Source organism: Nonomuraea sp. NPDC050540, from assembly GCF_044457485.1.
In the GTDB taxonomy this organism is placed as follows: Bacteria; Actinomycetota; Actinomycetes; order Streptosporangiales; family Streptosporangiaceae; genus Nonomuraea.
Genome location: NZ_JBITHA010000002.1, coordinates 128,043 through 148,637, shown reverse-complemented (window position 1 = coordinate 148,637; position 20,595 = coordinate 128,043). Strand labels below are relative to the sequence as shown.

22 protein-coding genes are annotated in these 20,595 nt (G+C 68.9%); 12 read left to right on the top strand and 10 right to left on the bottom strand.

The annotated features are described in order from the left end of the window. The 5 genes from ACIBI5_RS07175 to ACIBI5_RS07155 are packed head-to-tail and all read right to left on the bottom strand — an operon-like array spanning position 1 to position 3,596. Positions 1-285, bottom strand: coding sequence for an antibiotic biosynthesis monooxygenase family protein (locus ACIBI5_RS07175; RefSeq protein WP_397244087.1), 285 nt, complete (start codon positions 283-285; stop codon positions 1-3). Beyond that, complete coding sequence (tal, locus tag ACIBI5_RS07170; RefSeq protein WP_397244085.1) at positions 286-1,386, bottom strand: transaldolase; 1,101 nt, start codon at positions 1,384-1,386, stop codon at positions 286-288. Positions 1,387-1,389: 3 nt separating this feature from the next. Then, the gene (locus ACIBI5_RS07165; protein WP_397244083.1) at positions 1,390-2,223 is read right to left on the bottom strand and encodes a mycofactocin-coupled SDR family oxidoreductase; all 834 of its coding nucleotides are present in this window, start codon (positions 2,221-2,223) and stop codon (positions 1,390-1,392) included. Beyond that, positions 2,210-2,935, bottom strand: a complete 726-nt coding sequence (gene rpe, locus ACIBI5_RS07160; protein ID WP_397244081.1) for a ribulose-phosphate 3-epimerase — start codon at positions 2,933-2,935, stop codon at positions 2,210-2,212. The genes ACIBI5_RS07165 and rpe overlap by 14 nt, the downstream gene beginning before the upstream one ends. Further along, the gene (locus ACIBI5_RS07155) at positions 2,898-3,596 is read right to left on the bottom strand and encodes an HAD-IA family hydrolase (protein ID WP_397244079.1); all 699 of its coding nucleotides are present in this window, start codon (positions 3,594-3,596) and stop codon (positions 2,898-2,900) included. Before ACIBI5_RS07155 ends, rpe begins: the two co-directional genes overlap by 38 nt. Before the next feature lie 217 nt (positions 3,597-3,813). Here ACIBI5_RS07155 and ACIBI5_RS07150 point away from each other — a divergent pair, with 217 nt between their 5' ends. After that, entirely contained in the window at positions 3,814-4,446 is a 633-nt protein-coding gene (locus tag ACIBI5_RS07150) for a dihydrofolate reductase family protein (protein WP_397244077.1), read from the top strand. 18 nt (positions 4,447-4,464) lie between these two features. Here ACIBI5_RS07150 and ACIBI5_RS07145 read toward each other — a convergent pair whose 3' ends face one another. Next, positions 4,465-5,043, bottom strand: a complete 579-nt coding sequence (locus ACIBI5_RS07145; RefSeq protein ID WP_397244075.1) for a TetR/AcrR family transcriptional regulator — start codon at positions 5,041-5,043, stop codon at positions 4,465-4,467. Between the two features lie 89 nt (positions 5,044-5,132). Between ACIBI5_RS07145 and ACIBI5_RS07140 the strand changes: the two genes are divergently transcribed. Together ACIBI5_RS07140 and ACIBI5_RS07135 are read left to right on the top strand one after the other, a co-directional pair. Next, positions 5,133-6,524, top strand: a complete 1,392-nt coding sequence (locus tag ACIBI5_RS07140) for an MFS transporter (RefSeq protein ID WP_397244073.1) — start codon at positions 5,133-5,135, stop codon at positions 6,522-6,524. Next, positions 6,521-6,955 (top strand): GNAT family N-acetyltransferase, encoded by a 435-nt coding sequence (locus ACIBI5_RS07135; RefSeq protein ID WP_397244071.1) that lies wholly within the window; start codon positions 6,521-6,523, stop codon positions 6,953-6,955. The genes ACIBI5_RS07140 and ACIBI5_RS07135 overlap by 4 nt, the downstream gene beginning before the upstream one ends. Positions 6,956-7,015: 60 nt before the next feature. On the opposite strand, the gene ACIBI5_RS07130 is transcribed toward ACIBI5_RS07135, so the two are convergent. Next, complete coding sequence (locus ACIBI5_RS07130) at positions 7,016-7,816, bottom strand: DUF4097 family beta strand repeat-containing protein (protein ID WP_397244069.1); 801 nt, start codon at positions 7,814-7,816, stop codon at positions 7,016-7,018. A 206-nt stretch (positions 7,817-8,022) separates the two neighbouring features. On the opposite strand from ACIBI5_RS07130, the gene ACIBI5_RS07125 reads away from it, so the two are divergent. Then, positions 8,023-9,300: an NB-ARC domain-containing protein gene (locus tag ACIBI5_RS07125; RefSeq protein ID WP_397244067.1), complete on the top strand. Its 1,278-nt coding sequence runs from the start codon at positions 8,023-8,025 to the stop codon at positions 9,298-9,300. Positions 9,301-9,308: 8 nt separating this feature from the next. Here ACIBI5_RS07125 and ACIBI5_RS07120 read toward each other — a convergent pair whose 3' ends face one another. Continuing rightward, positions 9,309-9,623 (bottom strand): hypothetical protein, encoded by a 315-nt coding sequence (locus tag ACIBI5_RS07120; protein ID WP_397244065.1) that lies wholly within the window; start codon positions 9,621-9,623, stop codon positions 9,309-9,311. 236 nt (positions 9,624-9,859) lie between these two features. Between ACIBI5_RS07120 and ACIBI5_RS07115 the strand changes: the two genes are divergently transcribed. Together ACIBI5_RS07115 and ACIBI5_RS07110 are read left to right on the top strand one after the other, a co-directional pair. After that, complete coding sequence (locus ACIBI5_RS07115; RefSeq protein WP_397244063.1) at positions 9,860-10,951, top strand: hypothetical protein; 1,092 nt, start codon at positions 9,860-9,862, stop codon at positions 10,949-10,951. Positions 10,952-11,052: 101 nt separating this feature from the next. Then, positions 11,053-12,060, top strand: a complete 1,008-nt coding sequence (locus tag ACIBI5_RS07110) for an RNA polymerase subunit sigma-70 (protein ID WP_397244061.1) — start codon at positions 11,053-11,055, stop codon at positions 12,058-12,060. 132 nt (positions 12,061-12,192) lie between these two features. Here the strand turns inward: ACIBI5_RS07110 and ACIBI5_RS07105 are convergent, their stop codons facing one another. Both ACIBI5_RS07105 and ACIBI5_RS07100 read right to left on the bottom strand, forming a co-directional pair. Next, complete coding sequence (locus ACIBI5_RS07105; protein WP_397244059.1) at positions 12,193-12,759, bottom strand: dihydrofolate reductase family protein; 567 nt, start codon at positions 12,757-12,759, stop codon at positions 12,193-12,195. A 198-nt stretch (positions 12,760-12,957) separates the two neighbouring features. Continuing rightward, a complete protein-coding gene (locus ACIBI5_RS07100; RefSeq protein WP_397244057.1) occupies positions 12,958-13,665 on the bottom strand; it encodes an SDR family oxidoreductase in 708 nt (235 codons plus the stop codon). A gap of 58 nt (positions 13,666-13,723) precedes the next feature. Between ACIBI5_RS07100 and ACIBI5_RS07095 the strand changes: the two genes are divergently transcribed. From ACIBI5_RS07095 to ACIBI5_RS07070, 6 genes are all read left to right on the top strand, one after another. Beyond that, positions 13,724-14,131, top strand: a complete 408-nt coding sequence (locus ACIBI5_RS07095) for a MerR family transcriptional regulator (RefSeq protein WP_397244055.1) — start codon at positions 13,724-13,726, stop codon at positions 14,129-14,131. 108 nt (positions 14,132-14,239) lie between these two features. Further along, positions 14,240-15,451, top strand: coding sequence for a serine hydrolase domain-containing protein (locus tag ACIBI5_RS07090; protein ID WP_397244053.1), 1,212 nt, complete (start codon positions 14,240-14,242; stop codon positions 15,449-15,451). A gap of 469 nt (positions 15,452-15,920) precedes the next feature. Then, on the top strand, positions 15,921-17,363 hold the full coding sequence (locus tag ACIBI5_RS07085) for an aspartate aminotransferase family protein (RefSeq protein ID WP_397244051.1): 1,443 nt from the start codon (positions 15,921-15,923) through the stop codon (positions 17,361-17,363). Then, positions 17,345-18,385 (top strand): NAD-dependent epimerase/dehydratase family protein, encoded by a 1,041-nt coding sequence (locus ACIBI5_RS07080; protein WP_397244049.1) that lies wholly within the window; start codon positions 17,345-17,347, stop codon positions 18,383-18,385. Before ACIBI5_RS07085 ends, ACIBI5_RS07080 begins: the two co-directional genes overlap by 19 nt. 20 nt (positions 18,386-18,405) lie before the next feature. Further along, positions 18,406-19,374 (top strand): UbiA prenyltransferase family protein, encoded by a 969-nt coding sequence (locus ACIBI5_RS07075; protein ID WP_397244047.1) that lies wholly within the window; start codon positions 18,406-18,408, stop codon positions 19,372-19,374. Between the two features lie 45 nt (positions 19,375-19,419). Then, positions 19,420-20,595 carry a glycosyltransferase family 4 protein gene (locus ACIBI5_RS07070; RefSeq protein WP_397244045.1) on the top strand — a complete coding sequence of 392 codons (1,176 nt, stop codon included), beginning with the start codon at positions 19,420-19,422 and terminating at the stop codon, positions 20,593-20,595.

Genomic DNA, 20,595 nt, shown 5'->3' with positions numbered 1-20,595 from the left:
TCACGCTTCGAAGTGACGGAGCTCCGGCGGCTTCGCGAAGTAGGGCTCGATGGCCTTGGCCAGCTCCGCCGCGTTCTCGCTGCCCGGGAAGACGTCGAGGTGGTGTGACAGGCTCTCCCAGCCGACGCGGACCAGGTAACGGCCGCTCGTCTCGGCGTCGCGACGCAGTTCGGCGGACATGCAGCCCTCGGCGGCCAGGAGGATCGGGCTCGCCTGCCGGAAGGCCTTCTCGAACTCCTCCTCCCGGCCGGGGGTGACGTACAGGTAGGCGTACTCGAAGATCATCTACTTCTCCTCGCTCAGGTACCGCTCGACGACGCCGAGCAGGTCTCGCCATGAGGTCAGGAACTGCGCGATGCCGTCGGCTTCGAGCCGGCGCACCATCTCGTCGTAGCCGATGCCGAGGTCGGCCAGCGCGCGGAAGACCCCGGATTCCTCTGGTACGGCCCCGCCCACCGAACCGTGGTCGGCGAAGGCGTCGATGGCCGATTCGGGCAGGGTGTTGACGGTTCCGGGGATCGCCAGTCCCGCGGTGTAATAGGTGTCCGGGTAGGCCGGGTCCTTGACGCTGGTCGAGGTCCACAGCAGGCGTTGCCGGTGCGCGCCCGCCGCGGCGAGCGCCCGCCAGCGGCCGGATTCGAGGTCCCGCACGTGCCGCCGGTGGGCGAGGCGGGCGTTGGCCAGGCCCGCCAGCCCGCGCAGGCGCCGCGCCTCACCGGTGCCGATGGCGTCCAGCCGCCGGTCGGCGTAGGTGTCGAGGCGGGAGACGAAGAGCGAGGCCACCGATCGCACCGGCGCGGGGTCGGCGCCCAGCTCGATCGCCTGCTCGACGCCTTCCATGTACGCCGTGTGCACGGCCGCGTACCGGGACAGCGCGAAGATCAGTGTCACGTTGACGCTGATGCCGTGCGCCACCAGATCGGTGATCGCCGGCAGCCCGGCCGGGGTCGCCGGGACCTTGATGAGGACGTTGGGGCGATCGATCGCCTCCCACAGCCGCCGCGCCTGCTTGACCGTGCCCGCCGTGTCGTGCGCCAGGCCCGGGTCGACCTCGATGGAGACGCGGCCGTCCCGGCCGTCCGTACGCTCGTACACCGGGCGCAGCACGTCCGCCGCGTCACGGACGTCGGTCGTGGTCAGCCGCTCCACGGCCACCGCCGCGCCGACACCCTGCCGGGCCAGCTCGCGGAGCTGGGCGGCATAGGCGGAGGTCCCCCGGACGATGGCGTTGCGGAAGATCGTCGGATTCGTGGTGACGCCGGCCACGTGCCTGTCGCGCACCGCCGCGGCGAGACCGCCCGTCGCGATGCGCTCGCGGCTGAGGTCGTCGAGCCAGATCGAGACGCCGTGCTCGCTCAACGCCCGCAACCGATCGTTGCCCGCCATCGCCTACGCCTTGATGAAGGCGCCGGCGTCGACCGGGACCGTCGCCCCGGTCACGTAGCGCGTCTCGTCGGAGGCCAGCCACAGCACGGCGTTGCTCACGTCGATCGACTCGACCCAGGGCACCGGGATCGCGTTGAGCCTGGCGGCCGACTCGGCGATCTGCTCCGCCGTCGGCCGGTCCACGCCGGGCACCAGCAGCCGCAGGCCCACCGGGTTGCGCACCATGTCGGTGTCGACGTTGCCGGGATGCACGCTGTTGACCCTGATGCGGTACGGGGCCAGTTCGTTGGCCAGGGAGCGCATCAGCCCGACCAGGCCGTGCTTCGAGGCGGCGTAGTGCGCCATGTTCGGGCGTCCGAGCAGCCCGGCCACCGAGTTCGTCAGGACGAGCGAGCCGCCCCGCCCGGCCTCGATCATGTGGGGGATCACGCTGCGCAGCGTGTTCCAGACCCCGGTGAGGTTGACGTCGATCATGTCCTGCCACTGCTTGGCGGACAGCTCCCAGCCCCGGCCCAGCGAGCCGATGCCGGCGTTCGCGCACACGACGTCGATGTCGCCGAACGCCTCGCGTCCGGCCCGCACCGCCGCGTCGAGCTGATCGACGTCCCGCACGTCGGCCACCGCGGTGATGATCTTCGCGCCGCGGGCCTCGACGAGACTCCTGGTCTCGTCGAGGTCGTCCGCGCGGGCCAGCGCGTAGTGCGTGCTCCCGACCTCGTGGCAGATGTCGGTGGCGATGATGGCCGCGCCCTCCTCGGCCAGCCGTAGCGCGTGCGACCTGCCCTGCCCGCGCGCGGCGCCCGTGATGAGGACGACCTTGCCGTCAACCCGTCCCATTGTGGTCCCCTTCGCGATTCGTGGGTTGTCCGAAGTTCGCGGCGGCCAGGCCTCGGGCCTCTTCGGCGGTACGGCGCAGCGCCGCGACGGCCGCGCCGGGATCCTCGGCCCCGTAGACGGCCGACCCGGCGACGAAGGCGTCCGCGCCGGCCGCCGCGCACGACTCGATCGTGCGCAGGTTGACGCCGCCGTCGACCTGGAGCCACAGCGGCAGCCCCTGCTCGTCGATGACCCGCCGGGCGCGGCTGACCTTGGCGAGCAGGTAGCCGAGGAACTCCTGGTTGCCGAAGCCGGGTTCCACCGTCATCACCAGGAGCATGTCCACCTCCCGGAGCAGGGCCTCGTACGGCTCCAGCGGCGTCGCCGGATTCAGCGCGAGTCCGGCCTGGGCGCCCGCGCCGCGAATCGCCCGCAGCGTGCGTACCGGCGCTTTGACGGCTTCGGCGTGAATGGTGACGCTCGCGGCCCCGGCCTCGGCGTACCGGATGGCCCAATGGTCCGGGTCGGCGACTCCGAGATGGATGTCGAGCGGGAGTTCGGCGCTGCGGACCAGCGACTCCACCACCGGCAGTCCCACGGTCAGGTTCGGGACGAAGTGGCTGTCCATCACATCGACGTGGATCATGTCCGCCGCACCGGCCACCCGGTTGGCCGCCTCGGCCAGGCGGGACATGTCAGCCGCGAGAATGCTGGGCGCCATACGGAGTGCCACGGTCTGCTCCCGGGGTACGAAGAACGAGCGAATGGTCGTTGATCTCGAATTCGATCCGGCCGAGGTCTTCGGCGATCAGGTCCGCCTCGGCGAGGGTGGCGCCGTCGTGCCGGAACATGACGGCGAGCGTCGTCATCCCGGCGGCCCGCGCGGCGCGTATCCCGCTGGGCGAGTCGTCCACGGCCAGCGCGCCGGCCGGATCGACGCCGAGCAGGCCGGCGGCCAGAAGAAAGCCCTCCGGATGCGGTTTGGCGTGCCGTACGTCATCGGCGCTGACCAGCACGCGCGGGACGGGAAGCCCCGCGCCGCGCAGCCGCGCCGTGGCCACCTCGGTGTCGTTGGAGGTGACGATGGCCCACCTGTCGTCCGACAGGGCTTCGAGCAACGCCGCGACGCCGGGCAGCGCGACGGTGTTGCCCGTGCGGTCACGCTCGGCCAGCCGGACGGCCTCGGCCTCCGCCGCGATCTCCGGCTCGCCGAGATGCGGAAGAAGGGAACGCACGATGTCGGTTCTGCGCCGCCCGTAATGCTGGGCCAGGTCGAACGCGGCGGCTATTCCCTTGGACGCGGCCCACGTTCCCCAGCAGGCTTCGGCATCCGCATAGGAGTCGACCAGGGTGCCGTCGAGATCCAGCGCGATGGCGCTGAAGGTAGTCCGCATGAATTTCCCTTCCCGGAGTGGTTCTGGGCGAACGTATGCCGGGCGGCCGCCGGGGCAATAGATCAGGCGGATTAATCAGGCGGCCGCGTACGGCCCGGCCAACTAACCAGCCGCCGCGGCCGGTGAATGGCCGCTCGGTGGCCTGGTCCTCTGTCTCATCCCCTTCCAAACTCGGACGGGCACAGATCATCCGCGGTCGGATTATCAAGGGGGCATCGTGAAACTCACGACGACCACGTTCGTCTCACTTGACGGAGTGATGCAGGGGATCGGCACTCCGGACGAGGATCGCAGCGGCGGATTCGAACGGGGCGGCTGGACCACGCCGCTGCTGGACTCCCACGCAGGCGCCTTTCTCAGCCGGCTCTTCGAGCGTGCGGACGCCTTCCTGTTCGGCCGGCGGACCTACGAGATCTTCGCCGGTTCCTGGGGGATCATGCCGGATCCCGGCATCAACCCCATCGGGACGGCGCTGAGCACCAAGCCCAAGTACGTCGCGTCGGCCACGCTCACCGATCCGCCGTGGGCCGGCACGACGGTCCTGTCCACGGACGTCGCGGCGGCCGTCGGTGAGCTGAAGGCCGGGCCGGGACGCGAACTCCAGGTGCACGGCAGCGGTGCTCTGGTCCGATGGCTGCTCGGCCGAGATCTGGTCGACGAGATCAATCTGCTGATCTTCCCCGCGGTCGTCGGCCAGGGCACGCGGCTGTTTCCCGACGACGGCCCGGACCTGACGCTCGATCTGATCGAGTCGCGGACCACGCCCGGTGGCGTGATGATCCAGGTGTACCGGCCCAACGGGCGCCTGCGCTATGGAACGTCCACGGCGGACATGAAGCATGTGAAGTAGCGCGTGTGGCCGAGGTGCTCAGCCGGTCAGCAGCGACTGTACGGATCTGGCCACCACCTCGGCGGCCTCCGCCGGAGCCAGGCGCCCCGCGCGCACCTCGGTCGCCGCTCCGTGCAGGATGTAGTGGACCACGTTGACCAGCCACTCCAGCGGCAGGTCGGTGCGGAAGACGCCTTGATCCTGGCCTCGGCGGATGAGTTCCGTGATGCGCCGGGCAGGCTTCTCGTGCAGTTCCCTGACCCGTCCCGCGGGGAGGATCTCCTCTGCCGCGGCCAGCAGCGCCGCGGACTCGGCCATGGTCTGCCAGCTCGAAACCAGCAGGCGGGTCATCGCCTCGCGGGCGTTTCCGGTCAGGTCGATCGACGCCAGGACCTCGTCACCGGCTCTCAGCGCCTCCACCAGCGCCGCGTCGATGAGCTCGGCCCGGGTGCCGAAGTGCCCGTACAGGGTCATGCGCCCCACGCCCGCGGCCTTCGCTATGTCGTCCGTCTTCGCGTTCGGATCCCTGCTCAGCAGTTCGCGGGCGGCGGCCACGATGGTGGCGATGCTGCGCTGGGCATCGGCCCGGCGTTTGGGGCGTGCGGACGGCTCAACCATGACAGCACCCTAACACGTATGTGTGAGTACGAGTTATAGTGGTGGCAAAAATCGTACATGGAGTACGAGTTACTGGAATGGAAGCATCAATGAACCAGTCAGCCGCGCATCCGGCGCGATGGCGCATCCTGGGCCTGCTCGGCGTGGCCCAGCTCATGCTGATCCTCGACGTCACCGTCGTCGCCATCGCGCTGCCCCACATCGAGGCGGAACTCGGCCTCAGCCGCGAGGCGATGACCTGGACGATCAGCGCCTACACCCTCACCTTCGGCGGGCTGATGCTGCTCGGCGGCCGGATCTCGGACCTGGTCGGCCCCAAGCGGGTCATGCTGACCGGGCTTCTCGTCTTCACCGCGGCATCGCTGGGCACCGGGCTGGCGGGGTCGGCGGCCATGCTGGTCGGCGGCCGCATCGCGCAAGGCGTCGGCGCGGCCCTGCTGTCTCCCGCGGCGCTGTCACTGGTGGTGGGCCTGTTCGACGGGGAGGAGCGGAACCGGGCTCTGGGCATCTGGTCCGCCCTCGGCGGAGGCGGCGCCGCTCTCGGGGTCCTGCTGGGCGGCCTGCTCACGGCGGGGCCCGGATGGTCATGGGTCTTCTATGTCAACGTGCCCATCGGGCTGGTGATCGCCGTCGTGCTCGCCGCTCTCCTGCCGGCGCGGCAGGCATGGACCGCCGACCGGCCGCGGCTCGACGTCCTCGGCGCGGTTCTGGTGACGGCGTCCTCCGCGTCGCTGATCTACGCCTTCATCGCCGCCGGCGAGCGAGGGTGGCTCACCGGGCTCACGGGCCTGCTCGTCCTGGCCGGCGCCGTGGGGTACGTGCTGTTCGTGGTGTGGCAGCGGCGGGCCCGCTCGCCGCTGATGGACGTCCGGCTGCTGGTACGGCGGCCCGTCGCGACCGGCGCGTTCCTCATCCTGACGGCGACGGCTCTGATGATCGCGGTGTTCTTCCTGGGCACCTTCTACTTCCAGCAGGCTCGCGGGTACGGCGCCCTGCAGACCGGGCTGCTGTTCCTGCCGGTGGCGGTGGCCACGATGATCGGGGCCAACCTCACCGGCCGCCTGATGGGCCGGTGGAGCCCGCGAGCCCTGGCCGTCGCGGGCCCGGCGATCGCCGCCGTCGGCATGGCCGTACCGGCGCTGTCGATGCATCCCGTCACCGTCGTGGCCGGCGTGTCGGTCGCGGCGGCCGGCACGGGTTCGATGTTCGTCGTCGCCTCGGCCACCGCGCTGGGCCAGGTGGCACCTCATGAGGCCGGGATCGCCTCCGGCATCGTGAGCACCTTCCACGAGTTCGGCGCCTCGCTCGGCGCCGCCGTCGTGTCGAGCGTCGCCGCCGCGAGCCTGGTGGGTGCGGGGAGTCCAGTGAACGGCTTCGCCGGCGGATTCGCCGTGGCCGCCGTCGCGGCGGCATTCGGCGTGGCCGTCACCTTCCTGGTGACACCCGGCCGGGCCCCCTTCCCAGTGAAAGGCACACCATGACAGAGATCCGCCGTGCGACGCCTGTCGACGCCTCCATCCTGCACGCCCTCATCCTCGACCTGGCCGAGAACCAGGATCAGGCCGCCGCCATCACGGTGACGGTCACCGGCCTCGAGCGGATGCTCGCGCGCCCCGAGATCACCTATCTCATCGCCGAGCGGCACGGCCGGGCCATCGGTTACGTCTCCTGGATGCAACGCATCAACTTCTGGTCCGGTGAGGACTACCTCGCGCTGGACGATCTGTTCGTGGCCGCCACCGAACGCGACCGCGGCGTAGGAGAGCGGCTGATGCTGGCCACGGCCGAGGCCGCCGCCGGCAAGCTCATCCGCTGGGAGGTGGCCGAGGCCAACGTCGCCGCGCAGCGCTTCTACACACGCATCGGCGCCGCCCTTGTCACCAAGAAGATCGGCCGCTGGAAGCCCGCGTAGCCTGTCGCCGCCGAACACCCCCGGCCGGCGAGGCGGTCGGGGGTCGCGGGCTCCTCCCCCCTACTTCCGCACGTGCGGTCGTACCACCACGTCGCCGTACACGGCCGAGGCGTGGATCTCCACGCTCTCCTCCGGCGGCGGCCACGCCTTCAGCAGGTTGCGTACGGCGCCGTACGTGGAGTCGAGGCTGAGCCGGGCGCCACTGCCCCTTCTGACGCCGACCTCGACCCGCCCCGAGGCGACGAGTGTCACCGAGCCTCTGGCCACCTCGCCGAGGACGATGTCGCCGTCCGCGGCCGTGATCTCGACGTCGGAGTGGGCCCGGCCGACCTCGACCCGCCCGCGGCCGGTCGTGACCCGCAGGCCGCCGGCGGCCTCGCCGAGGCAGAGGTCACCGGCGCCCATCGTGATGACGGCAGGACCCTCGACGGCGGCGACGTCCACCTCGCCGGAGCCGGACTCCACGTCAAGCCTGGCGGTCTGGTCAAGCTGAATCGCGCCTTGGGCGGTGTGGATCCTGGTCTCCCCGAGGCGGCCGAGGGCCCGTACCCGACCTGCCGACAGGTCGATCGCCAGGTCGGAACCCTCGGGGAGCTGGATCTTCACCTCGATCGCCCCGGAGCGCCGGGGGCGCGGCATACTCACCCGCAGGCGGCCGCCGGCGAACGCCACCTCGGCCAGGCCGGCCGCCGTGGCGTCATCGTCGTCGGCCGGGTCGAGCGGGTTCACCCGGATCCGCGTGTCCGCACGGCGCCCCGCTTCGACTCGGACGTCTCCCGCCGCCACGTCGATGACGGCCTGGATCGGCTTCGGGGTGTTGAACGCCTTCACGCCGCGTACCCGAGATGAGCGGTGTCGCATGCCATGGCCCTTCGCACGGTCGACATCCTGATGCTCACAAGTGACCCCGGTCCAGGACAAAGACCGGACATTTCCGCCTGCCTTCCGCGCCTGCGCCAAGGCTTCATCGATCGACACGCATGGGACATCCGTGCGTTCCGCATCTGCCGTTTGTGCGGCGCCGGATCGATCGTTGGATCACGGAACCGCCCTGGCGGCGCGCGGTCATGACTGAGGAGCCCATCGTGCAGGAGTTCACCGGCCCCTCCCTCGGGGCGATGCTACGAGGGTGGCGGGAGCGGGCACTGCTGACCCAGGAACAACTGGCCGAGCGGGCCGGCTTGAGCGTCCGCACCATACGCAGGCTGGAGGGGGACCATCCGCACCGCCCGCGCGGCACCTCCCTGTCTCTGCTGGCCGCGGCGCTGAGCCTGAACGCCGCGGAGCAGAGACGACTCATCACCACGGCGCGGGCGGGCATCGCACCGGCCGGCGACGCCGCCGCACCCCGGCAACTCCCGCGCGCGACCGCGCCTTTCGTCGGCCGCCGCACGGAGTTGTCCGCCCTGGACGCCGCCCGGGCGACCGCCGAGGTGCTGGCCGTCGTCGGATGCGCCGGCATCGGCAAGACCGCGCTCGCCGTGCACTGGGCCCACCGCGTCGCGGACCGCTTCCCCGACGGTCACCTCTACGTCAACCTGCACGGGTTCGATCCGAACCCCCAGCCCCTGCACCCGGCGGAAGCGATCCGGAACTTCCTGCACGCACTCGGTGTACCGCGGCAGCGGGTTCCCGCCGGCACGAACGCGGCGGCGGCGATGATGCGCAGCGCGATGGCCGGCAGGCGCCTTCTGATCGTCATCGACAACGCGCGCGACGCCGCGCACGTGCGACCGCTCCTGCCCGGCGGCACCGGCTGCCTCGTCATCGTGACCAGCCGCAACCAGCTGCCCGGCCTCATCACCGCGGGCGCCGCGCCTGTGGTCCTGGACCCGCTGCCCGACGCCGACGCCCGGCAACTGCTGACCGGGCGGCTCGGCTCCGTACGCGCCGACGCCGAACCGCAGGCCGTCGCCGAGATCGCCGCTCTGTGCGGAGGTCTTCCGCTCGCGCTGTGCATCATGGCCGCACGCGCCGCGACCCACCGCGGCTTCAGCCTCGGCGCGCTCGCCGCGGAGCTACGCGCCACCGGCGGCCGGCTGGACGCTCTGTCGGGGCACGACAGCTTCGCCGACCTCCGCGGCGTCTTCTCCTGGTCCTACCGCATCCTGAGCGCGGCGGCGGCCCGCATGTTCCGGCTGCTCAGCCTCCATCCAGAGCACGACATCGGCGTCCCCGCGGCCGCCGGCCTGGCCGGACTACCGGCGCGGCAGGCGCACCGCCTCCTGACCGAACTCCACCACGCGCACCTGCTCGCCGAGCCGACGCCAGGCCGCTACCGGCAGCACGGCCTGCTGCGCGCGTACGCCGCCGAACTCACCGAGATCCACGACGCCTGCCCCTGACACGTCGTCTAGCACGTTCTCTGGCCCGCCCTGAATCCCGCGGCGAAGCCGATGTTGTAAGCCTCTTGGTTAGATGGCTGATAGTAGGGATTGTTGCATTTCGCTCCGGCTGCGAATCCCTCGGCGTAGCCGTTCGAGCAGATCTTCCTTTGCTTTTTCCCGAGATTTCTGCAGACGGGCGGAGCGGCGTTCGAAGCCGCCGTGATCTGACTGTCGTCGACGCTTACGGACCTCGGAACGACCGAGGCTTGCGCGGTCCCGACCGTCCCGAACAGGAGGGTGGCGATCAGCGGACTGGCAAATAGCGCACGTTTTCCGTACATCCTCGTCTCCTTCCTCATGAAGGCATCCGGTCCTCATGAAGATGAATCTTGGAGTTTCTACTGCCGCACCCTCTCGAACGAGAGTCTGTTGACCGCGTGTCATCGTGGGAAACGCGTTATACCATCATAATCATTTGATTTGTCGGCGAGTCCAGACAGTTGGCGTCAACATCAGCGCGGCTTTGCCCGGCACGGCTCACGGCTTGACGATGACGCGGGCGTGCGATAATCCGCCGATGCCCTCACCCGTGGATGTCGTTTCCGCTGAGATCGAGGATCTGCTCGCCGTCCCCGTCGCCCGCCTGGAGGAGCTGGACGGGCACCCCTGGGTGCTCCGTGTCCATCTCGCCGACGGCTGCCTCGTCATCGTCAAGCGCCCGCGCCCCGACGGCTACGGCCTGCGCTCCGCCGCGGAGTTGATGCGCTGCGAGCGCGCCGCGCTGGAACTGCTCGAGGAGGACCTGGGCCCCCGGCTGCTCGCCGCTCCGCCCGATACCCGGATGCTGGTGTTCGAGGACCTCGCCCCGCGCACCGAGCTCTCCCGGCTGCTGCGCCGCGACGGCCTCACCCCGGAGCTGGACGACCGGCTCACCGAGTTCGCCGTCACCCAGGGCGAGATCGCCGCCGCCTCCGCCGGCCGCGCCGCGGACTTCGCCGCGCGCCGCACCGAGCTGGGCACCCCCGCACGGGACCTCGGCGACGGGGAGCACGCCTGGACGGGGTTGTGGCGCACGGCGCCCGAACGGGCCATGGAGTTCGGCGTCCCGATGCCGGACGCCGCGGAGCGCGACCTGCGCGCCGCCGGAACCGAACTCGCCGAGCCCGGGCCCTTCCTCGTCCTCACCAACGGCGACCCCGAGGCGCACAACTACCTCACCCTGCCGGACGGCGACGGCCGGCTGATCGACTTCGAGGGGGCGGGCTTCCGCCATGCGCTCACCGCCGCGGCCGGGTTCACCGTCCCCGGCCCACAGTGGATGGCGGTCTCCGGGGAGCGTCAGATCACCGCGTTCCGCTCCGCCCTGGCGCGCGGCGTCCCCGAAGCCGAGGACAACCGGAGGTTCGGGTACGGCCTCGCCTCGGCGGCGGCGGTCTGGACCGCGATCCGCGCCAACGACCTGCGCAGGCGGGAGGCGCGCGAGCCCGGCGACGACTCCCGGCTCCAGCTGGTGGCCGGTCTGGAGGCCGGGGCGCGCACCGCCTCCGAGGTCTTCCCCCACTTCGCCGGCTGGTGCCGGTCGACGGCCGAGGTACTGCGCCGCCGCTGGCCCGACACCGACGTGGACACTGCGGCGATCGCGCCCTACACCTGGAGACGGCGGCCCTAGCCAAGGCCACCGGAACCGGCGCGCAGATCCCGCCGATCAGAAATCCTCCGCCACGTCGTCAGTTCTGGTACCCCCTCGCACCGGTGGAAGGATGGATGACCATGACCGACGCCATACAGCCGGGCTCCGACGAGGCCGTGTTCATCGCCGCGGTCCGCTCGGACGACACGGCGAGGTTCGCGCTCCTCACGGAGCGCCACCGCCGTGAGCTGCAGGTGCACTGCTACCGGATGCTCGCGAACTACGAGGACGCGCAGGACCTGACGCAGGAGACGTTCCTGCGAGCGTGGAACAAGCGGGAGACGTTCAAGGGCCATGCCGCGCTGCGGACCTGGCTGTACCGGATCGCGACGAACGCCTGCCTCGACTTCCTGGAGAAGCGCAACGACCGCACACCCGTGCTGTCGGAGCTGCCGGACCCCGCCTCCGAGGTGCTGTACCTGCAGCCGTACCCCGACCGGATGCTCCCCGAGGACCCGCAGGAGTCGGTCGTGGCGCGGGAGACGATCGAGCTGGCGTTCATCGTCGCCGTCCAGCACCTGCCGCCGCGGCAGCGGGCGGTGCTCATCCTGCGCGACGTCCTGGGCTGGCCGGCGTCGAAGGCCGCCGACGCCCTGGAGCTGACCGTCGCATCGGTGACCAGCGCACTGCAGCGGGCGCGCGTGACGATGCGCGAACAGCTACCCGGCCGCCGCCTCGACTGGCGGAGCCCCGCCACCCACGAGCTGTCGAAGGACGAGCGCGGAGTGGTGAAGTCGTACATCGACGCCCATGAGCGCAACGACCTCGACGGGCTGACGTCCCTCCTGCGCCACGACCTGCGGTTCGCGATGCTGCCCGAGTCCGGCACCTTGATCACGACGGCCGAAGACGCGGTGGACGGCTGGGTCTCCGGCGGGCTCTTCCAACGCGGCCACGACGACTGGCGCGGCATCACCACGACGGTCAACCGCATGCCTGCCGCCGCGCTGTACCTCCGCGCCCCCGGCGACCCCGAGTACCGGCTGTTCGCCATCGCGGTCCTGCGCATCGTCGACGGGAAGATCGCCGAGCTCACCGGATTCGACGTCACCGGCCAACCATGGCTGGGCCTGCCCCCGACACTGTGATCAGACGAATCCGGCGCACGGCCGCCGTCACCGAAGTCACCACCACCACCACCCCGCCGGCGTCACCGGCGGGGCCTCCGAAGAACGTCGTCCTCAACGGCCGGCGTCACGAGCCGGGCACGTGGCCCGTGCTCATCGCCTCGTCTCGTAGCGAGTCAGCACCACGCCGCCGGGAAACGTGCGTGTCTCCACCAGGGTCAGGTTCACCCAGCTGTCCAGTGCCGTGAAGAACGGCGTGCCGGCGCCCACCAGGACCGGGTAGGTGGCCATGGCGTACTCGTCGATCAGCCCGGCCCGCATGGCCGCCCCGGCGAGCGTCGCGCCGCCGATGGTCATCGGGGCGCCGTCCTCGGCCTTGAGCCGGGTGATCTCGGCGACCGCGTCGCCGGTGACCAGGCGGGTGTTCCAGTCGACCTTGTCGACCGTCGAGGAGAACACCACCTTCGGCGTGTCCCGCCAGTTCCGCGCGAACTCGACCTGCGCCGGGGTGGTGTCGGGCTGCTGGTCGCCGGTCGGCCAGTAGGAGCTCATCGTCTCCCACAGCTTGCGCCCGTACAGCGTCAGGCCGCTCGCCCGCTCCCCGTCGAGCCACCACTGGAACAGCTCGTCGCTCGGCGGCCCGCTCCAGCCGATGTCGTCGCCGGGCGCGGCGATGTAGCCGTCCAGGCTCAGGTTCATGCCGAAGATCAGTTTCCGCATCGTGCCAGCCTCCTGTGAGTCGGTCTCACACATACAGACGGCCGCGGCGCGGAAACCTCATCGGTGCACGGTCCCGGACCCAGTGCGTTCTCAGACACCACCCACCGGCTCTCGATCTCACCCTCGCACGGTACGGCTTCCCCCGGCCTGGCGCCGGCTCGTGGCTCCAGGGCGACGACGAAGGGGCCGGGTCTGAGGTCAGGCCGTGAGGGCGGCCTCTGCTTCCCGGTAGATGACGCTCGGGTCCTCGGACAGCCACGCCTTCACCTGGCGGCTCCAGGCGTCGGCGAGCACCTCCGGCCGGTGCGCCTCGATGCCGTCGAGTGCCGCCGCGACGATCGCCTCGGGGGCGGCCTTGTCGCCGTCGTACCAGGCCATCATGTCGGTGTCCGCGGCGCCCAGGTGCAGGCCCGTCACCAGGGTGCGCTGGCCGGCCAGCTCCAGGCGGGCGCTGTTGGTGAGCGCCCATTCGGCGGCCTTGGCCGCGTGGTAGGCGCCCGCGCCGTTGAAGGCGAGCCAGGAGATCGCGGACAGGACGTTGAGGATCGCCCCGTCGGCCAGTTGGGGCGCGAAGGCGCGGATCATGTTGAGGGTGCCGTAGAAGTGGGTGTCCATCTCGCGGCGGATCGTGTCCAGGCCGCCGGTGATGAGGTTCGCGCCGGTGGAGACGCCGGCGTTGTTGATGACGATCTTGACGTCGGGTGCCGCGTCGGCCGCGGCGGCGACCGACGCCGGATCCGTGATGTCCAGGCGCAGCGGGATGACTCCCGGTACGTCGATGAGCTCCGGACGGCGGGCCGTGGCGTACACCTTGCCGGCGCCGCGGTCGAGGAGGGAAAGGATGAATTGCCGGCCCAGGCCCCGGTTCGCGCCGGTGACCAGCACATGTGCTCCGTTGATCTGCATGCCGGTAGGCTAAAACCTGACGTTGACGTCAGAGGCAAGTGTTGTGATGGAGGTCACGGTGCGTATCGGCGAGTTGGCGGCGCGATCGGGCGTCAGCGTACGGGCCCTGCGCTACTACGAGGAGCAGGGGCTGCTGGAGGCGGACCGGAGCGAGTCCGGGCAGCGCCACTATCCCGAGCCCGCGGCCGACCGTGTTGAACTGATCCAGATGCTCTACTCCGCCGGTCTGTCCAGCCGGACCATCGCCGAACTGCTGCCCTGCGTCGATGCCAAGGTCAGCACTCCCGAATCCCGTGCCCGGCTGGCCGCCGAGCGCGACCGCATCGACGCGCAGATCACCGCGCTGACCCGCACCCGTGACAACCTGGACGCGGTCATCGCCTCCACCGGAGGGCCGGCCAGCGGCTGCGCGTGGATCGAGGACCAGGATGTCGCTGCGCCCGCGAGTCACTCAGCCACGCCGTGAACCTTCTGGCCCGCGAAGTAAAGGGAAGCAGGGACAGAAGCTCACTCCTATGGTCACCAGCCAGGTGAGGACCCTGCTTACAGGGACCACGCCGCCTGTCGTAGCGCTGTGAGTGCGCTGTCATCGTCGATCGGCATCGTCGAGAGCGTCAGAGAACAGCTCCGCGAAAGGCACGACATGACAGGCAACGGGCACGACAAGACCCAGCAGATCCTCGACCGGGCGGTGGCCGAGCTCGACATCCCCGGCATCGCCATCGAGGTCAAGAACGCCGACGGCTCCTGGTTCGGCACCGCCGGAGTGTCCGACCTCACGACCGGAGCACCGCGCGTACCGGGGGAGTTCCTGCCCATCGGCAGCGGCGCCAAGGGCATCACCGCCGCGACGCTCCTCACCCTGGAGGCCGAGGGCCGGGTGGACCTCGAGGACCCGGTGAACAAGTGGCTGCCCGGCGTGCTGACCAACGGCTACGACGGTGACCGGATCACCATCAGGCACCTGCTCGGCAACACCGCCGGCCTGTTCGCCACGGGCCTCGCGCCGGGCCTGATCGGCAACTACGCCAGCCGGTCCACGTTCGACGAGCACCGCTTCGACGAATGGACCCGTGAGGACCTGCTGAAGCTGGCGGTGTCCGAGCCGCCCGTCGGGCAGCCCGGCGAGCGCTTCCAGTACGCCAACGGCGGCTTCTCCATCGCCAATGCGATCATCGAGAAGATCACCGGCAACAGCTACGCCGAGGAGATCCAGCGTGTGGTCATCCAGCCGCTCGGCCTGACCAACACCTACCCGCGCAGCGGAGGGGACACGGGATACCGCGGTCCGTCGCCGCGAGCGTACTCGACGCAGTTCTACAAGGACGGCGTCGACCCGTCGGACGTCACCACCGAGAACTGGGAGTCGATGTTCGAGGAGCCGGGGCTCGCTCCCCTCGACGTCACCGAGTTCAACACTTCCTGGGAGACCGGGAACATCGTCTCGACCACCAGCGACGCCATCCGGCTCCTCGACGCCCTGGCCGGCGGCACGCTGCTGCCTGCGGGACAACACCGCAAGATGTGGACCACGGTCTCGACCGCCGGCTCCGGCTGGCTGCCGCACACCCGCTACGGCCTCGGCATGTTCGAGCTCGACAAGGCGGTGACGGGCGGACTCACCATCCGCGGCATGGCCGGCAGCTACTGGGGACACATGTTCTTCGCCCTGAGCAACCCGGACAGCGGGGTCGCCTTCGCCTTCCACACCAACACCGAGGCGAAGAACTGGGACGTGCCCTTCAACATCGCCGAAGCGGAGTTCGGCTTCACGATGAGCGCGTAGACACGGGGGCACGGGCGGCCGGGCGGAGTTCCGCCCGGCCGCCCGTTCTGCTTGACACACCGAGTGCTGCGGTACGGCGGCCGCCACGAACATCGAGCTTGAGAAACGCACGACATGGCGCCGGAGGCGCTCGGCCGCGATCCGGGACAACGGCCCGCCACTGAGGCCGGCTGGGGATGTTGCACTGCCCGGCACCATGGTTCACCGGCCGGGAGCGAGCGCTGGAGCAGGTGCATCTCCCGAAACACCTGTGGAACCCAGAACGCACCATGGCCGAATCGGCTCCTCACCCGCCTTGGGCGGAAGTTGGGCGGGAATTGGGCGGTGATCCTGTCAGCCTGGAAACGCCACGCGCGGGAGGACACCAACACCAGTCAGGGAGCAGGCGTGACGCGCTATCAATGGCGCGTATCCGCGAGTGATTACCGATGTGCATGCGGTCTTCGCGCCTGGGAAAGGGAACATCCACGTGTCTGAGCTGATCACCGTCGATGAGTGTGAGCGTCTCACCGCAAGCCAAGTTCATGACCTGTACCGGAGATACGTCAGCCGCAGTCAGGTATCCCTCATGACCTCGTTCGGTTTCGGTCGTGAACTGGTCGACCGGGCCGAGGGCGCGTGGATCTGGACGCGTGACGGCCGCCGTATTCTTGATGTCACCGGAGGGGTCGGAGTTCTCAATCACGGGCACAACCATCCGCGCATTCTGGCCGCTCGGCGCCGCTTCGCCGACCGGCAGCGCATGGAGGTGCACAAGACCTATTTCTCTCCCTACGTCGCCGCGCTCAGCCACAACCTCGCCCAGTTGCTGCCGGGCGATCTGAACATGTCGTTCTTCCCGAACTCCGGTGCCGAGGCCGTCGAGGGCGCGGTCAAGTTGGCGTACAAATACCACGAGGGCAGAAGAGGTCAGATCCTCCACGCCGACATCAGCTTTCATGGCAAGCTGCTCGGTTCCTCCGGCCTCACGGGCGGGGCACAGAGGCACTTCGCCTTTCCCACGATCCCCGGTATCGGGAGTTTTCGGTACGATGACCTCGACTCGGTGCGGGATGCGGTTTCCCGGGCTCGCCGCCAGGACGGTGGCTGCGATGTGTATGCCATTCTTATCGAGCCGTTCAGCGCGTCAACGATGCAGCTGTGCTCGGAAGAGTTCCTTCGCGGGCTGCGAGAGCTCTGCACCAAAGAAGAAATCATTCTGATTTTCGACGAGATCTATACTGGATGGGGCAAGGCCGGGAGCCTGTTCTACTTCATGCGCTATCCCGATCTCGTCCCGGATGTTCTCACGACGTCGAAATCCTTTGGCGGTGGCAAATCCTCGGTCTCGGCATACATCGCAAGAGAACCGGTATTTCGCAAGGCGTACGACAATCTCACCGACTCCCTGCTGCTCAGCACGAGCACGACATACTATGGGTTCGGCGAAGAGAACGTCACTGCCATAGAGGCCATCAATATCGCCGTCGAGGACGACTATCCGAAACGGGCGAGGGCCATCGAGCAGATCCTTGCGCCGGGTCTGGATCGAATCCGCAAGGAGCATGGCAATTCGGTGGCCGAGGTGCGTGGCGCCGGTGCGCTGTACGGGGTCTTCTTGGACGGCGGGCCGAAGATCCTCGATCTCGTGGCCAAGTTGGCCCCCAGCGGCCTGGCTCGTGACCCGAACTTCCGCGTCAAGCTGATCACCTGCGCGGTCATCGACGCTTTGTATCATGATCACGACGTCTATGCCTATTACACCCTCAATGGCCGCAACCCGCTCGTCGTGGCACCCCCCTTGGTGGCAGAGCCCGCGGATGTCGAGTACTTCCTGGACGCACTGGACCAGACCTTGGCCAAGGGCCTGTCGCGGCTCCTCGTCCGGTTCGTACGGGAGAAGGTGACGCCGCGATGGCCGAGCGGATCGTAGTGACAGGAAGCGCCGGAATGCTCGGCGGCGAACTGGTCCGGCATCTCGTCGGTGAGGGTCGTGACGTTCTCGGCGTGGACCTGCGTCCATCGTCCGGCTCCGAGGAGGGCTGGCGGCAACGGATCGGCGACATCCGCGACACCGCGATGCTGGCCGAGGCGATGGCGGGGGCCGACGCCGTCGTCCACTGCGCCGGCGCACTGCCCACCTACCCGGCCGCCCAGATCCATGACTTGATCGTCGAGGGCACCCGCAGTGCGCTTGAGGCCGGTCGCCGCGCCGGCGTCGAGCGCTTCGTCCACATATCGTCGACCGCCGTCTATGGGCTGCCCAAGCTGGTGCCCACCCCGGAGGATCATCCACGCGAGCCGGTTGATCCGTACACCCGGGCCAAGAGCGCGGCGGAGGAAGTCGCGGAAAAATACCGGGCGGACGGAATGTGCATTCCGATCCTGCGTCCCAAGACCTTCGTCGGCCCCGGCCGGATGGGCCTGTTCGCGATGCTCTTCGAATGGGCCGACGAGGGACGCAACTTTCCTGTTCTGGGCGATGGTAATACCCGCAACCAGATGCTGGCCATCGAGGACCTGGTGGCCGCTGTCGCCGGCGTCCTGTCGGCTCCGGCCGACGTAGCGGATGACACGTACAACATCGCCGCCGCGGAGTTCGGAACGGTGCGGGACAATTTCCAGGCGGTGCTCGACGCCGCCGGCCACGGCAAGCGGGTGGTCTCGCTCCCGGCTCGGCCGGCTCTGGGCGCGCTCCGCATTCTGGAGCGGATGCGACTCTCTCCTGTGTACGGGCGCCTGGCCCACAAACTGCTCGACGACTCTTACGTCAGCATCGACAAAGCCCGCGACCGGCTCGGCTTCCAGCCCCGGCTGTCCAATCGAGACGCGATCCTCCGCACCTACGAATGGTGGCAGGAGCAGCGCAGGAAAGGGGCGTCTGGGCCCGCGGGCCGGACCAGTCGCGATGCCTGGAGGCAGGGAGCATTGTCACTCGCGAAGATCTTCTTCTGAGCCGGGCCGGAGGTTGCAACATGCATGTCATGGGATCTACCGGTGTGCCAAGAAACTCGCGGCACCCGGACTCACCGCCGGATCAGGCCGCGGGCGGCCGGCTGCAGTGGGTCGTGGATCTTGTCCATTTGGCGCGGCCGCTGCACTCTGTCAAAGCGCTGATCTTCGTGCCGCTCGCGCTTATCGATGCTTGGCCGTGGAATGTAACAGTGGCCGGCGGAATCGCGTGGGCTGTGACCGCGTTCATGCTGGCCTCCGCCGCGGTGTACGTCGGCAACGACATCGTCGACCGGCACCGTGACGGCCGCCATGAGATTAAGCGCCATCGCCCCATCGCCTCCGGCCGGGTTCGGGTATCGGTGGGGTACCTCTACTGCGTCGGACTGCTCGCCTCGCTTGGCGCGGTGCTGGTCTTCGCACCCTTTCCGAGCTGGCCCGTGCTGGCGTACCTGGGGCTCAACGTGGCCTACAGCCTGGTTCTCAAGCACGTTCCGCTCGTGGACCTGGGCGCGGTGGGGCTGGGCTTCGTGCTCCGGGTCGTCCAGGGTTACCTGGCGATCGGCGGAGCCATCGCCGGTTGGCTGCTGGTCACGGTGTTCGCTATATCCGTCCTGTTTCTCATCGGCAAGCGACGCCAGGAACTCCTGGGTGCGGGAGCCACGCACCGGCCGGCGCTGCACGGCTACACGGTGGAGCTGACCAGCTGGCTGATGCAGGTCACAGCGGTGTTCGCGCTCATCTCCGGCCTAATGTATCTGGGCACCGGCGCTCCGCTGAGCCGCGACTACGGCCAGACGGCGATGGTGCTGTCCGCCCCATTCGCGCTCTTTATCGTCTTCCGGTATCTGCAGATCCAGCTTATGGACCGAAACAACGGCGATCCGGTGCGGAACCTGCTTCGTGACCGCGCCCTGCTGTGCGCTTCCGCGTTGTGGGCGATTACGCTCAGCATCCCATTCATGCTTCATCACAGTTCTGTCTTTGTGTAAATGCCAGACCTTCGCCGCGTCCCACATGAGGAACCGAAGACTGTTATGAGTGTCCATGAGTTCGACGTAGCGATAATCATCAACTATTACGCGCCGTACGTCAGCGGACTGACGATATATGCCCAGACGCTGGCTGAGGGATTGGCCAAGCGCGGGAGCCGGGTGGCGGTCGTGGCCGTCCAGCACGATGAGTCGCTGCCTCTTCGAGAGTTCCGATCCGGTGTCTCGATCTTCCGCAGCCCCGTCCGCTGCAGAATCGGGAGGGGGCCGGTGAGTCCGCAGTTCGTGCCACTTGTTCGACGGGTCGCCCGCCGGTCGGCCATCGTCAACCTGCATGTGCCGATGCTCGAAGTGGCGCCGATCACGCTGAGCGTGCGAGATCGGCCGCTGGTGATAACGCACCACACCGACCTATGGCTGCCGTCAGGAATGGTGAATGCGGTCGCGACGCGTGCGGTCGATCGTTCCACGTGGTTGGCCATGCGGTTTTCCGATGCCATCGTCCTGAACAGCGCTGATCAGGCACGTGGCTCCAAGCTGTGGTCCATGATCAGGCGGAGGCACTGGCGCGGGATCGCGCCACCGTGCCTTGATCGTCGTGGGGCTGAGCCGAGCTACCGTGACGGACCGGGGCTGCATATCGGATTCCTCGGCCGCATTGTAGAAGAAAAAGGGATCGAATATTTGATCCGGGCTTTTCAGCTGCTTGATGATCCGGATGCTCGATTGCTGATCGGTGGCGACTGGGTCGAGGTGGCCGGCGGCGGAATTGAAGATCGGCTTCGTCCGCTCATCGGCGACGACGATCGGGTGCGGATGCTCGGCATGCTGCGCGGAGCCCAGATCGACGACTTCTATGCGTCCATCGACGTCTTCGCTCTGCCGTCTATCTGGGAGTCCTTCGGCATCGTCCAGGCGGAAGCGATGATGGTCGGCGTCCCGTCGGTCACCACGGACCTTCCCGGAGGGCGCTCTCCCGTTATGGAAACGGGGTTCGGTCGCCGGGTTCCTATGCATGATCCTGACGCGCTGGCCCGCGCGATCACCGAGCTTGCGGCGCTGACTCCTGAAGAGCGCGCGGAGGGAGGGCGTAGGGCTCGGGAACTCTACGACAGGGAAATCTGCTTCAAGGCCTACGAGGAGCTGTTCCATCAGCTTGTTCCCCTCCAGGATCGTCCCTTCTTGATCGGTTCGCATCGTCAGACCACGATGGTGCGCTAG